This window comes from Paenibacillus nuruki, assembly GCF_963311185.1.
Taxonomy (GTDB): domain Bacteria; phylum Bacillota; class Bacilli; order Paenibacillales; family Paenibacillaceae; genus Saccharibacillus; species Saccharibacillus nuruki.
Window position 1 is genome coordinate 1428516 of the sequence record NZ_OY725677.1, and the last position, 13126, is coordinate 1441641.

At 39.2% G+C, this 13126-nt stretch carries 13 protein-coding genes; 12 read left to right on the forward strand and 1 reads right to left on the reverse strand.

Going from position 1 to position 13126, the window contains the following annotated elements; translation table 11 throughout:
* The first annotated feature begins 102 nt into the window (after positions 1-102).
* The 6 genes from RCP16_RS06410 to RCP16_RS06435 all read left to right on the forward strand — a co-directional run bounded on the left by RCP16_RS06410 (position 103) and on the right by RCP16_RS06435 (position 4532).
* Complete coding sequence (locus RCP16_RS06410) at positions 103-507, forward strand: DUF350 domain-containing protein (RefSeq protein WP_308641916.1); 405 nt, start codon at positions 103-105, stop codon at positions 505-507.
* Between the two features lie 23 nt (positions 508-530).
* Entirely contained in the window at positions 531-1037 is a 507-nt protein-coding gene (locus RCP16_RS06415) for a DUF4178 domain-containing protein (protein WP_308641917.1), read from the forward strand.
* A 12-nt stretch (positions 1038-1049) separates the two neighbouring features.
* Positions 1050-1814, forward strand: coding sequence for a DUF4247 domain-containing protein (locus RCP16_RS06420; protein ID WP_273594151.1), 765 nt, complete (start codon positions 1050-1052; stop codon positions 1812-1814).
* A gap of 306 nt (positions 1815-2120) precedes the next feature.
* On the forward strand, positions 2121-3425 hold the full coding sequence (locus RCP16_RS06425) for a molybdopterin molybdotransferase MoeA (RefSeq protein WP_371748226.1): 1305 nt from the start codon (positions 2121-2123) through the stop codon (positions 3423-3425).
* A gap of 4 nt (positions 3426-3429) precedes the next feature.
* The gene (gene mobB, locus RCP16_RS06430; protein ID WP_308641919.1) at positions 3430-3993 is read left to right on the forward strand and encodes a molybdopterin-guanine dinucleotide biosynthesis protein B; all 564 of its coding nucleotides are present in this window, start codon (positions 3430-3432) and stop codon (positions 3991-3993) included.
* Complete coding sequence (locus RCP16_RS06435; protein ID WP_137221617.1) at positions 3990-4532, forward strand: NADPH-dependent FMN reductase; 543 nt, start codon at positions 3990-3992, stop codon at positions 4530-4532. The genes mobB and RCP16_RS06435 overlap by 4 nt, the downstream gene beginning before the upstream one ends.
* Before the next feature lie 511 nt (positions 4533-5043).
* Here the strand turns inward: RCP16_RS06435 and xerS are convergent.
* Positions 5044-6126 (reverse strand): tyrosine recombinase XerS, encoded by a 1083-nt coding sequence (gene xerS, locus RCP16_RS06440; RefSeq protein ID WP_308641920.1) that lies wholly within the window; start codon positions 6124-6126, stop codon positions 5044-5046.
* A 164-nt stretch (positions 6127-6290) separates the two neighbouring features.
* On the opposite strand from xerS, the gene RCP16_RS06445 reads away from it, so the two are divergent.
* The 6 genes from RCP16_RS06445 to RCP16_RS06470 all read left to right on the forward strand — a co-directional run bounded on the left by RCP16_RS06445 (position 6291) and on the right by RCP16_RS06470 (position 13117).
* A complete protein-coding gene (locus RCP16_RS06445; RefSeq protein ID WP_273594146.1) occupies positions 6291-6788 on the forward strand; it encodes a GNAT family N-acetyltransferase in 498 nt (165 codons plus the stop codon).
* A gap of 42 nt (positions 6789-6830) precedes the next feature.
* Entirely contained in the window at positions 6831-7604 is a 774-nt protein-coding gene (locus RCP16_RS06450) for an SDR family NAD(P)-dependent oxidoreductase (protein WP_308641921.1), read from the forward strand.
* Positions 7605-7973: 369 nt separating this feature from the next.
* A complete protein-coding gene (locus RCP16_RS06455; protein ID WP_308641922.1) occupies positions 7974-8645 on the forward strand; it encodes a DUF2625 family protein in 672 nt (223 codons plus the stop codon).
* 239 nt (positions 8646-8884) lie between these two features.
* Positions 8885-9946, forward strand: a complete 1062-nt coding sequence (locus RCP16_RS06460) for a carbohydrate-binding family 9-like protein (RefSeq protein ID WP_308641923.1) — start codon at positions 8885-8887, stop codon at positions 9944-9946.
* Positions 9947-10033: 87 nt separating this feature from the next.
* The gene (locus tag RCP16_RS06465; protein ID WP_308641924.1) at positions 10034-12694 is read left to right on the forward strand and encodes a transglutaminase-like domain-containing protein; all 2661 of its coding nucleotides are present in this window, start codon (positions 10034-10036) and stop codon (positions 12692-12694) included.
* A 186-nt stretch (positions 12695-12880) separates the two neighbouring features.
* On the forward strand, positions 12881-13117 hold the full coding sequence (locus RCP16_RS06470) for a DUF3953 domain-containing protein (RefSeq protein WP_308641925.1): 237 nt from the start codon (positions 12881-12883) through the stop codon (positions 13115-13117).
* Positions 13118-13126 lie beyond the last annotated feature (9 nt).

A 13126-nucleotide genomic window follows, 5' to 3' on the forward strand; every position in this document is an offset into this window, starting at 1 on the left:
ATAGTGATGGGTTGATGATGTTGAAAGAAATAAGCAAAAGAGTACAATCTTGAACAGGTTATAAATAATTTTACGACGTTGAATATGTGGAGGATGTCTAGTATGAGTTGGAACATTTTGGGATCAATTGCAGTATGGACAGCAGTAGGAGCAGTACTTTTATTTCTTTTGATGTATATTGATTCGTTATTTACCAAGTACAAAGATATTACTGAGATCAAAGCAGGCAATAATGCGGTGGCGACTCGTCTGGTCATGAAATTATTTGCGCAAGGATATATCTTATCGGTAGCGATCGGTACATCTTGGAGTCTTGGTGAAGCTGTACTGGTATCTGTAGTATCATTTGTAATCTTACTAATCTTGGAATTAATTGTACGCTTCTTATTGAAAAAAATGATGGGTCTTGATCTGGATGAAGGTACCAAACAAGGTCAAATCGGTTATGGATTATTGGGCGGAGCATTACAAATCGTAGGTGCATTGATTATTTCAGCTTCATTATAAAGATTACGAGAGGACGATTGGCGATGGGATTATGGAAAAGAATTACTAACCTCGTATCTAAACCTGAACCGGCTAAAGTGGAAAAAAGCCCGATGGATTTGAGCGTTGGGGATATTTGTGAAGTGTCATTGGTTACATATGAAGTCAAAGGAAGCGTTCGTAACCGTGCTCGTAATGCTGTAGTACTCACTATACAAGATGGCAATGCAATCGCTTATCTGCATATCGAAGAGCGAGAAACGGTGCGCTATGCGCTATATTATCCGATTGATGGTGGACTTGAAAATGCAAACGAAGTACCGAGTCATATCGAAATGGATGATACCGACTATTACTTAGAAGAACAATACGATGGTACAGTAATATCTACAGGCAGAACACCAGCATTACAAAGTGGAGAGCAATCGGTGTGGCAATATCAATCAGATGATCGCAAATTACTTCGTATTGAATGGCAAGCTGGACGTTTTACTTTGTATGAAGGAGAATTCGTACTTAACGGAGACGTCTATGTTATCCGTGCTAGTTAGGAGCGAAGAAGAATGAAACAGCGTGCATCATGGTTGCTCAAAATAGCAATAATGCTTGCCTTATTAACTTCATTATTATCAGGTTGTGGTAATTCGAAGGTTGAAGTCAATTATCCACTTGAATCGGTCAGTAGAGATGGAGATTCCACTTCCTATGTATACCGTGCAGCAGGACAGACCGTTCCTGTAGTCGCAGAGCAGTTATCGGATCAACGTACTCCACAAGAGATGAGTGTTCAAGATCCGGAGCGGATGTTTCTGGTCTATGACAATGAATTAATTCAAGTCCAACAAGATCCTGAGAAGCCAGAAGATACGATTATCGAGGTGGACTCGGACAAATATGTAGCTCGAAACTATGATTCTAGCTTTTTACAAGGATATCTTACAGCTAGTATTATCAGTAATTTATTTAATTCTTTTGGTGGCGGATACAATTATGGTGGTAGTTATCGTGGATATACAACCTACAAAACATACAAGCCCACGATACAGTACAAAAAGCCAACCACACAAGATATCAAACAAGCTCCTCCGTTAACAGTGAACAAATCCGGTTCTATTTTCAAGCGTGGCACATCATCTAGCTCGAAGCGTTCGAAAGATAGCGGTAGTATTTTTAATCGAGGATCATCTTCTTCAAACGGATCAAGTGGAACGATCAATCGAGGTAGTCGCTCGGATTCGTCAGGTGGAGGATTCTTCTCGCCTTCGCGAAGCAGTAAACCGAAGAGCAGTTCTGGATCAGGTAAAATACGCAAGCGAAGTCGAAGGTAAACATATGAAAAGAAGTGAATATAATAGTTGTTGATAATATTCATACACAAGCTGATTTTTATTCTCATTAGTTCAACCTTAAACCGTATCCTTTTACAGAGGATGCGGTTTTTTTATAACTAAAATAAAGAATATACATACAATAACTAAAAGGGAGCAATATAGAGCAATTTATCTCTATGTTCATCATAAAACTTGCATGATCTTCTATGTTAGTCTATAAAAGAAAGGAATAGAAAAGAACGAACATATAACAATGAAGTTACAAGAGTCGTAGCATAAGCAATATACAGGAGGCAGTTAATGATGAAAGAATCACAACCATTATCAAGTGAACAGGGCGGTTCTAATCCTGTTGAACATAATCCGACTAAGTTTAAGCGGAAACCTATTACTCCAGCAACAGCGCAACAAAAAGTAGCTGAATATGTACAGGTTATAGACACAGAAGTGATACCTTTGTACACAGCAGGGGGAAGATTTTTAGCCGAATCGGTACAAGCTCCTCATCCTTATCCTCATTTTCGCCGTTCAGGTATGGATGGTTATGCTGTAATTGCTGATGATATTGCTTTAGCTTCAAGTGACCATATCGTCTGGTTAGAAGTGATCGATAATATTCCTTGTGGGCAGACTCCTTCCGTCCCGATTGTTAAAGGCACCGCAGCTCGTATTATGACGGGAGCGATGGTTCCTGATGAAGCAGATACAGTAGTAATGTTAGAGATGACCGAGACGAGAGAAGAAGATGGACGACAATGGGTAGGATTCAAGCGTTCTGTAGAACAAGGTCGCAATATTACACCGATTGGACTTGAAGTACAAGCAGGCGATATTTTACTAACACAGGGAGCACAGATTGGAGCAGGAGAGATTTCTGTGCTGGCTACTTTTGGTGTCCATCAAGTAGAAGTCTATCGTCGTCCACAAGTGGCCATTTTTTCAACAGGGACTGAATTGTTAGCCGTAGAAGAACCTATTGCTCCAGGTAAGATTCGCAATAGTAATTCGTATATGTTAGCAGAGCAAGTCAAAGCAGCAGGCGGTGAGCCTCATGTATTAGGGGCTATTATGGATGATCTGGAACTTGCACGGACAACGATGTTACATGCGTTATCGTCTTATGATATCGTCATCTCCAGTGGGGGTGTATCTGTAGGGGATTATGATGTAATGGGTGATCTGGTACGTAGTGACGAAGTAGAAATGCTATTTAACAAAATATCGATGCGTCCAGGTAGTGTCACCACTGGTGCAGTCAAAGACGGCAAATTACTATTCGCACTATCAGGTAATCCAGGAGCATGTTTTGTGGGTTGTGAATTATTAGTCCGTTCAACGATCCGGCAAATGATGAACTCCAAGCAAGATTATTTGCCAGAATGGACAGCAACACTAGGGCATGATTATCACAAAATCAATAGCTTTACTCGTTATGTACGTGGAAGCATGACTGTAGAAAATGGTAAAATTATTGCTTATCCTGCGAGTCTGGACGAATCCAGTGTGATGGTAACGATCAAAGATAGCGATTGCTTAATTATTATTCCACCTACCAGTGAAGTACTGCCAGCAGGGACGACGGTATCGTTGCTCCGTCTGAGTCGATGATAAGATGAATGATACTTCTAGGCCATCTACTATTGATCGTCAACATACGCCTGTCGTTATTCAGATTGTCGGTTACAAAAATTCGGGTAAAACGACATTGATTGGAGCCTTATTACAACACTGGTCTACTCAAGGCAAAAAAGTCGCTGTTATCAAGCATGACGCTCATGAATTCCAGATGGATCATGCAGGTACAGACACCTACGCTCATACTCAAGCAGGAGCAGCAGCGATTGCGATTAGTTCAGCTACACGTACGGCTATCATCGAGCAGCATTCCTCTACATTAGAAGAGTTAATATCGAGATTTGAAGTAGGGTATGATCTGATATTAGTCGAAGGATTTAAGCAAGCCCACTACCCTAAGATCGTGATCGTAGCCGATGAGCAAGGTATTTCTTTGGTTCATGAATTGGTACAGGTCAAATGGGTATACAATCGCTATTCATCATCTATATCTTCAAATTTGAAAGAAATCACTTTTATTGATGCTGAAAAAGATGGTATCATAACCATAATCCATGAATTGGAAAATTATATTGAAGCACAGGGGGAACATCAGAAATGAAAATTACACTTATCGCCGGAAGTAATCGTCCGGATGCATCAACTACTCAATTGAGCCAGTATATTGCCCATCTGCTTCAAGAGCATGGACATGAAGCAGAAGTATTTAATTTGTATGAGCATCAATTACCATTATACGGACCGGGCGAAGCTTATGGACATGAAGAAGTACAAAAACTTGCCCAAGCAGCCAAATCGGCGGATGCCCTTGTTCTAGCAACACCTGAATATCACGGTTCCATTTCTGGCGTACTCAAAAATGCGCTTGATTTCTTAGGAAGCGATTATTTTAACAATAAAGCTGTTTTATCTGCGAACTCCGCAGGTGGATTGATCGGTACAGCTTCTCTATTACATTTACAGACGATTGTTCGTAATGTACATGGTATTAACTGTCCGGAATGGATTTCCATCGGTGGGTCACAGCGTGAATTCAATGAAAACGGTGAGCCTACAGATGAAGGAACAGAATTGCGTATTCGCAAAGCGGTAGAAAGCTTTATCGATTTAGCATCTAAATTAAGTAGTGCTTCTGCTTAAGCTAAATGGAGCACGATTGTAAGCTTAGAATAATATACTTATATTCAACTAGAACGATCTGAAAAAAATATAACGTTGTAATCTACTATAGACATGCAAGTCGATCAGTGTAACTACCGATTGAATTACAAAATCCCCTTACCGCTATTAGTGAACTTACTCATTCAAGGTTGAGAAGTTTACAAAAGTGTTAAGGGGATTTTATTTGGGTCTATGGGGCGATGCTTTCCACTTCTAAGCCTGTTCCTTTAGCTATAAATAATTTTCAATCCCATAACTGATCTGGTTATCATACAGTAATTTGCCATTGATCAGAACTTCATTTTTTGTAAGCTTTCATTCGGCTTAGACAACCGATCAATAGTGTAAATACCCTCTACATTCGGCTGAAGGACCAATTGAATCCGACCACTATGGATATTTTGATCAAGTAAAGATTGTGTAATGAATTCAGGACATGATTAATATGCCTCCTCAGATATTGTGAAATGGAACAGTGAAAGTACGAATATTATAGATCCGTTCGTTTCTCAATCGCTTCAGACATCGTTTTATCGGTAAGATGAGCATAGATTTCTGTTGTTTCCGTAGAAGCATGTCCGAGCTGCTCTTTGGTTTTATAAATATCATTTTGTAAATAGTAATCTGTCGCAAACGAATGACGTAATTTGTGTACAGTCAGATACGGTTTACCAAAACTTTTGGCATACTTCATAATCATGGCTTGAATAGCGCGCTTGGTCATGCGCTTACCAGAAGATTGTCCATTCGGACGAGCAACAAATAACGCTGTTTCTTTTTTAGGCGTACGATAGCGTGTTTCACGTAATTCTAGATAAGTTTTGATCTCGTCTTTGGCTTGCTCACGGAAATAAATGGGTGTTTTGAATGTCTCATCATTATTACCTTTACGAGATACGTACATTAACTTCTGATTGAGATCCAGATCAACCAAATTGAGATTAACCACTTCAGATACCCGTAAGCCTGAATTCAAAATAAGACTAGTAATACAGGCATCACGTTCACGATTCAGTTCGTAAGAGTATAATGCTTGCTTATTCGTAGCAATATCTTGACGATAACCTTCCAGAATATAACCGACAAATTCCAGTAATTCATCTTCTTCTAAAATTTTACCTTTTAATTTGGCAGCTGTATCTTTGGGTTTGTGCATTCGTTTGACTTCGACTTTTGCCATAATATTACGTTTGAGCAAAGGATAAAAATTATCATCTTCAGCAATCTGGCTTAAATAATGAAATAGTGAGCGAAGAGACGATAATTTGCGTGATACAGTTACTCTGGTATTGGTACCTTCTGTTCGAGTCGTTAAATGAAGACGATAATTCGTAATATCTTCCATCCGTAACGTTTCCAATTCGAGTAATTGTATTTGTGTATAATGGGTAGCTGTCGATAACCCTTCAACAATCATCCAACCGAAAAAAGATTCATAATCGCGTATGTACTCTAACAATGTAGACGGAGAAAGATCTGGTAATTTATAATTTATAAATTGCTCTACAAACCACGGCATAGAAGGCAATTTTTGATCTAATTTCGCTCGATCTGCTATTTTTTGGATACTCATGTAGATACTCACCTCTACCCCGATTGTAGCATAAATCAAAGAGAATCATAGGTTTCTTCAATTGGAAATGATTTGCTTCTTTTGACGTGAAAAGTATATAGTAAAAAGATAAGAAAAAGTGCATTTGGATACCAAAGACCTGACTTCAATGACGGAGGTTCATCATGAGATTAAAGCTTGAACAAGTGCCACGCAGTCGCAGACGTGTGATCCGAGAAATGATGCAATTGTATCTTTATGATTTTACATATTATTTGAGTATTGATCTGGACGATAAAGGTCGATTTCCAGAATATCCAGGGTTAAATCAGTATTGGAGTCAACCGGGGAAGAAGTTTCCATTTTTGATTTATGCTGATTCTTATATTGCAGGCTTTGCTTTAGTCGATCGATTGAAAGATTCTTCTGAAGGTGATTACTATATGACTGAATTTTTTATTTTGAAAAAATACAGGCGTACAGGAATAGGTAAATGGGCAGCTCATCAATTATTCGCTCGTTATATCGGCAAATGGAAAGTTACACAAGTACAGACCAATCGTCCTGCACAGTTGTTCTGGCGTCAGGTGATTGGAGAATATACCAAAGAGCAGTATCGAGAAGTGGTTCATCCAGAATACGGTAATCCCAGTCAGTATTTTGATACTCACAAAGCAGAATAAACCACATGATCCCTAATCACAGCATAGAGAGGAAGACACATTATGTATTTACCATCATTTTCATTATCAGATAAAAAAGCGATTGTCACTGGAGCCGGCAAAGGCATTGGTCAAGCATTGGCGATTGGACTTGCTCAAGCAGGAGCAGATGTAGGGTTGATTGCTAGAACAGGTTCAGATCTAGAAGTGACCAAGCAGCTGATCGAAAAACATAGTAGTCGCAAAGCCATCTGTATTCCAGCCGATGTAACAGATCGTGAACAAATGCAATCTGCATTTGATCGTTTTGAATTGGCATTTGGCGCACCGGATATTCTGGTCAATAATGCAGGAATGAATATTCGATCGAAAGCATTAGATGTAACCGATAGCGAGTGGCATACCATTGTAGATACTAATTTACATTCAGCCTTAATTGCTTCGCAAATGGCAGCACATTTAATGAAGGAACACGGTGGCGGTAAAATTATCAATATTGCTTCGGTTGGTGGACACACCGCTTTGCGAACAGGAGTAGTCTATGGAGCAACCAAAGCAGGGTTAATTCATATGACCAAAATTCTAGCGATGGAATGGGCACAATACGGTATACAAGTTAACGGAGTCGGTCCATGGTATTTCCGTACGCCACTGACAGAAACTATTCTAGCTGATGAACAATATATGCAAGATATTCTAGATCGAACGCCGATGAAACGTGTCGGTAATTTGGAAGAAGTCGTAGGCCCAGTCGTCTTTTTAGCTTCTGAATCCGCTGGATATATTACGGGTCAGACGATTATGGTAGATGGTGGAATGTCTGTGTTTGGATTTTGATGAAATAAATGATAACACACTGAGTAAAATGGCTTAGTGTGTTATCATTTATCCAAAACATCATATATGAAAGGAGTGTTAGATTGAAAGAATTAATAGCAAAATCAGATCATATCCATGCACATTATAAAAATTTAATCGATCAAGATGAATCTATCTATTACAAATTATTGCTACATATGAGCAAAGCTTAGCTAATAAATATATATAAATAAAAAGATAGTACGTCATATTATAGTAGACGGTACACTATCTATTTTAACCTTTAAAGAACTTGTTATTAAAGATTATTCCTAATACACTAAGTGTAATTACTTAGTGTATTTTATGATGTCATGAAGTTTGATTTGAAAAGAGAGGATGCTCACTATGACTATGAAGTCGATCGAACAACTGGTAGATATAAACGAACATGCTTGGCAGGAAATTCAGGATGTTTTGAATCAAGGGGAAACACCGTACACGATCTTGCCTAAAAAAGATCTGCAAGCGCAAACGACTTTGTTACAAATGCAAATAACTACTAAATCATATCTAGGTTGTATTGCCTACGAAACAGGTGGGATTTTGTTTGATCAGGGTTGGATCAAGTTATTGGGATCGGGTAATGAACATATTTATGGAGATTTGTTATCATGGAATGGACAATCGCAACCAGAATCTGAATCGTCTATTATTACTCAACCTCTTGCTAAAGCACTAGTTGTTGCTTATGATGTCGTAGGTGGATTTTTTGCTTTGAATGGTGGAGGACTAGGTGAACAGGCTTCGATCTATTACTTTGCGCCAGATACATTAGAATGGGAAGATACCGAGTTATCTTATTCTGAGTTTGTGATCTGGTTAGCGTCCGGACGTTTGAGTCAGTTTTATGAAACGATGCGTTGGAATGGCTGGCAAGACGACATTTCTGCACTTTCACCTGATCGTGCTATTCATTTTTACCCGCCACTGTGGACACAAGAAGGATCTACTGATCAGAGTAGCAAAAAAGCTGTGCCTGTAGCTGAGTTTTGGAATATGAATATCGTTGGAAAATAAATAAAATCAATCATAAGCATAGAAACACGAAAAGCTCTTAAATTACATAGGAGCTTTTTTGCTTTTTATTGTCAGTATTATTGACTATTTTAGAACAGAATTATCCTATTTTAACTATATCTATTCATTTGAAAGACAAATACGACATATATTGGAGTGTATATATGCCATATTTACGTATGTCTATATCTCCTTTAGAATAAATGTAAGAATTGCTAACAAAAGAAGGAGATGACATCATGCACAAGCTATCTGCTGTTCCTGAACCGAATATCACGTATCAACCCAAACAGTATGAGTGTAAACGGGCAGAAGGACAAAGTGATTGGAGTGGAAGATTAGATCAGCCCTTTTGGAAAAAAGCGAACTGGACAGATGAGTTTGTAGATATCGAAGGTGATTTGAAACCTTTACCTACCAAGCAGACCCGTGTCAAAATGCTCTGGGATGATGAGTATTTCTATATTGGTGCTGAATTAGAAGATAATGAAATATGGGCCAATCAGACAGAGCGAGATTCTGTTATTTTTTATGATAATGATTTTGAAGTTTTTATAGATGCTGATGGAGATACTCATCATTATTATGAGTTTGAGATCAATGCTCTGAATACAGTTTGGGATTTATTATTATCCAAGCCGTATCGAGATCAGGGACCTGCAATCAATGGCTGGGATATCAGCGGATTACGAACAGCTGTCTATATTGATGGAGAGTTGAATAATCCACAAGCGAATAATCGCAAATGGAGTGTTGAGATTGCAATGCCATGGTCGATTTTGAAAGAATGTTCGCTACATAAGCGTGCGCCGATAGCGGGTGAGAACTGGCGTGTGAATTTTTCGCGTGTGCAATGGCAAGTAGATATTGTAGATAACCAGTATGTAAAAAGAATGGATCCAGCAACAGGCAATTCTTTTCCAGAAGATAACTGGGTGTGGAGTCCAATGGGTATTGTGAATATGCATTATCCTGAGCTGTGGGGATATGTCATTTTTGTTGATGAGCAGACAACAGAAGATTCTCAACAGCCTTTGTATATAACAAACATAGAACAATACAAATGGTTACTGCGTCAGCTATATTATCGTCAGCGTCAGTATGCAAGTGAGCATGACCGATATTGCGATCAACTGGAAATAATATATGCCATGTTACCTGTGGATATACAAAGTATTGCCCGTATGGAACAACTTCAATTGGAAACAACAAGTAGTATGTTCCAAATGTCTATCATTGTACCTGATCAGCAGATTAGGCTCTGTATCCGTCAAGATGGATGGGTATGGGAAGAAGCATAATTATTGTGAGACGCTAGCATACTCTTATCAACAAACAGTCGCCAAGCTATCGACGATCAACAGTATAGATCATCAGGAGGGATATTCATGACCACACGTACAGCTTATGGATTGAATCTGGATCTTATTAAAGAAAAGTTAGCATGGAAAAAAGAGCAAGCACAAGGACGAGCAGAATCATTATTTGATGTGTTTGACCAACCTCTGTCAGAGCAAGAAGAACAGTTGCTTCAATTTTTGTATGCGTATATGCCACTACATGATCTAGCTGATTACGACGGTGCTTTTTTCCTGCAACATATTCGGCAGGTATTACAGGTTCAAGCGGAAATGCCGTGGGGTTCGCATATTCCAGCTGATATTTTTGTGAATTATGTCCTCCCGTATCGAGTCAATAATGAGAATATCGATCAGAGTCGGTCTGTTATTTATAAAGAGTTAGCTGATCGAGTCCAACATTTATCCATGACTAACGCTATATTGGAAACGAATTATTGGTGTCATGAACGAGCCACATATATAGGCACAGATATACGCACTGTTTCTCCATTAACGATAATGAGGACTGCACTCGGGCGTTGTGGAGAACAATCGACTTTGACTGTAACTGCTCTACGCAGTATCGGGATTCCTGCACGTCAGTGTTATACGCCTCGCTGGGCACATTGTGATTCTAATCATGCATGGGTCGAAGCATGGGCAGATGGGAAGTGGCACTTTCTGGGTGCATGTGAACCCGAGCCGATATTGGATGAAGGATGGTTTCGCTTACCCGCTAAGCGTGCAATGTTAGTGCATACGCGCGTATTTGCGGATTATAATGGCCCTGAAGAAGTAACGACTACACATCCATGGTATACCGAGATCAATCTGTTAGATCATTATGCTTCAGTGAAATCAATTCATGTGGATACAGTAAATGAAGCAGGTGAACCTGTTGTAGCCGAAGTTCAGTTTCAATTGTACAATTCGGCTGAATTTTATCCGCTCACTTCGTTAATGACCGATGATCATGGACGAGCTTCATTAACTACAGGTTATGGCGACCTGCTAATTCATGCGCGCACATCTTCATCATGGGGAACTGCATTTATCGATACTCGTCGTTCCTCAGAGTTCAAAGTAGTATTGAAGTACCAGACCCAATCTGCCTACACATCAAGTCTGACTAATGAAAAGAATAAAACTTTATTCACCGAAGAATGGAAAATGACTCCCCCTGTTGCTCCTGCTATGGATAGTGGCATCAAGCTAGACGAGCCAATCATTGAACAACATACACAAAGAATCAAAGCAGGGACAGCTATTCGTACTGCGTTTGAACAGACTTTTGTAGATCAGGAGCAAGCACAACATGATGCTGAAGCATGGCAATTACCTGTAGATCGGGTAGGGCATATACTGCAAACGGCTAAAGGAAACGGACAGGAAATAGCTACTTTTCTCAATGAATGTTCAGCATCTGAACGAGAGTTAGGTTTGCGTTTATTAGAAAGTTTACGTCCGAAAGACTTAACCGATACATGTAGAGCCGTATTGCAGGATCATTTGCAAGGTGCACTATTATTAAATCAACCTACAGAAGATATGGCGAAAGATTGGGATGCCTATGTTCTTTGTCCGCGGGTACATTTTGAAATGCTTACTCCTTATCGAGCATATTTCAGTAAGCAATGGAGTAAAGTGCAACAAGATCAATTTCGCTCAGATCCAATGCAGTTAGCCGCTGTATTAGAACAAGAACTGATTATAAATAATGATGTGGATCGTTATACAGGAATGGCTACACCTGCTAGAGCACATCAGTTAGGAATGACTGACTCGGTTAGTCGGGATATTGTATTTGTAGCGGCTGCACGTAGTCTAGGAATCTTTGCACGTTTAGAACCTTTGAACGCAATGCCTCAATATCAGATGCAAGGGATATGGTATTCGGTACAATGGGCAAAAGATCAGTCTATCTCAGAAGAGACCGATACGCTTACCTCATCTGCTTCCAATACAGGCAATATCATATTCACACGTGCAGTGGATTCTTCAGAAGTGGTTGCAGAATACCAGCATAATTTTACAATCGCTATTTTGGAAAAAGGTCATTATCGTACATTAGATATTCCTTATGGTGAAAAAGATGTGTATGATCAGCCGTATACAGTTTTAGCAGGAGAGTACCGTTTGACAACAGGTACGCGTCTGGAAGATGGAAGTGTGTTGGGCACATTTGCTTATTTTACAGTAGAATCTGACCAAGAAGTAGCTGTAGAATTAGTATTCCGTACAGAACAGCAACCGATACCCATTCTGCTAGAAAAATTACCAGAAAATCTACAACATCAATTGCATAACGTACAAACAAAGAATACAGCAGTAGATGTAACATCAGGTAGCATTTTAGCGTGGCTTGAACCTGAACGCGAGCCTACCAAACATTTGTTACGTGAATTAGCGGAACTTAGAGTAGAACTTGAATCGTGGACAGGGGATATTTGCCTATTGATCGCAGATCCATCAGAGCAAGCAGTCGTAACCCTTGATCCTTTACCTGCACAATCCCATATAGAGATAGATCCACATCATCAATCACTGTCACAATGGTCTGAGTTGCTTCCTTCCTTAAATGGAGACCAGCTACCTGTGGTGATTGTTGTAGATCAACAAAATCGGGTTCGCTATAGTTTGCAAGGATACAAACTGGGTACAGGTAAAGAATTGTTACGTGTGGTTCATCAGATGAATCCTGAAGGTTAATGATTATTTTTGTAAAAGCGATACATGTGCTTTATATAATAAGTACTATATAAAAAAGACTCTATTGTTAATCGATTAGCAATAGAGTCTTTGCTATGTAGAATCGGATGGATAGCGTGCAAAGTAGTGAATTTCACAAGCATCGGTTAATGATGTTATAATTTTAAAAGATAAAGGAGGGGGAACATGTTACGAAATAAAGACGGTTTTATGATGGTTACGATAGTGTTGGCTATAGTTACAGTTGCTTTATCGATTTGGGAAATTGTAAGCAAGTATAATGGTGGATATACTTTTTTGTTGCTTGGATTGCTTATGATCTCCTCAGGAGCTTCTGCGTTTCGAACAGATAGAAAATTAGCGGCTTATGCAAATTGGATGGTGGGTATTTTTATTTTAATCGTTTTTGGTCTATCGTTTTAACAAATAATC

Bases quoted from the DNA above. Each gene is read 5' to 3' on its own strand.
- RCP16_RS06410 (WP_308641916.1), top strand. From the start codon at position 103: ATGAGTTGGAACATTTTGGGATCAATTGCAGTATGGACAGCAGTAGGA.
- RCP16_RS06415 (WP_308641917.1), top strand. From the start codon at position 531: ATGGGATTATGGAAAAGAATTACTAACCTCGTATCTAAACCTGAACCG.
- RCP16_RS06420 (WP_273594151.1), top strand. From the start codon at position 1,050: ATGAAACAGCGTGCATCATGGTTGCTCAAAATAGCAATAATGCTTGCC.
- RCP16_RS06425 (WP_371748226.1), top strand. From the start codon at position 2,121: ATGAAAGAATCACAACCATTATCAAGTGAACAGGGCGGTTCTAATCCT.
- mobB (WP_308641919.1), top strand. From the start codon at position 3,430: ATGAATGATACTTCTAGGCCATCTACTATTGATCGTCAACATACGCCT.
- RCP16_RS06435 (WP_137221617.1), top strand. From the start codon at position 3,990: ATGAAAATTACACTTATCGCCGGAAGTAATCGTCCGGATGCATCAACT.
- xerS (WP_308641920.1), bottom strand. From the start codon at position 6,126: ATGAGTATCCAAAAAATAGCAGATCGAGCGAAATTAGATCAAAAATTG.
- RCP16_RS06445 (WP_273594146.1), top strand. From the start codon at position 6,291: ATGAGATTAAAGCTTGAACAAGTGCCACGCAGTCGCAGACGTGTGATC.
- RCP16_RS06450 (WP_308641921.1), top strand. From the start codon at position 6,831: ATGTATTTACCATCATTTTCATTATCAGATAAAAAAGCGATTGTCACT.
- RCP16_RS06455 (WP_308641922.1), top strand. From the start codon at position 7,974: ATGACTATGAAGTCGATCGAACAACTGGTAGATATAAACGAACATGCT.
- RCP16_RS06460 (WP_308641923.1), top strand. From the start codon at position 8,885: ATGCACAAGCTATCTGCTGTTCCTGAACCGAATATCACGTATCAACCC.
- RCP16_RS06465 (WP_308641924.1), top strand. From the start codon at position 10,034: ATGACCACACGTACAGCTTATGGATTGAATCTGGATCTTATTAAAGAA.
- RCP16_RS06470 (WP_308641925.1), top strand. From the start codon at position 12,881: ATGTTACGAAATAAAGACGGTTTTATGATGGTTACGATAGTGTTGGCT.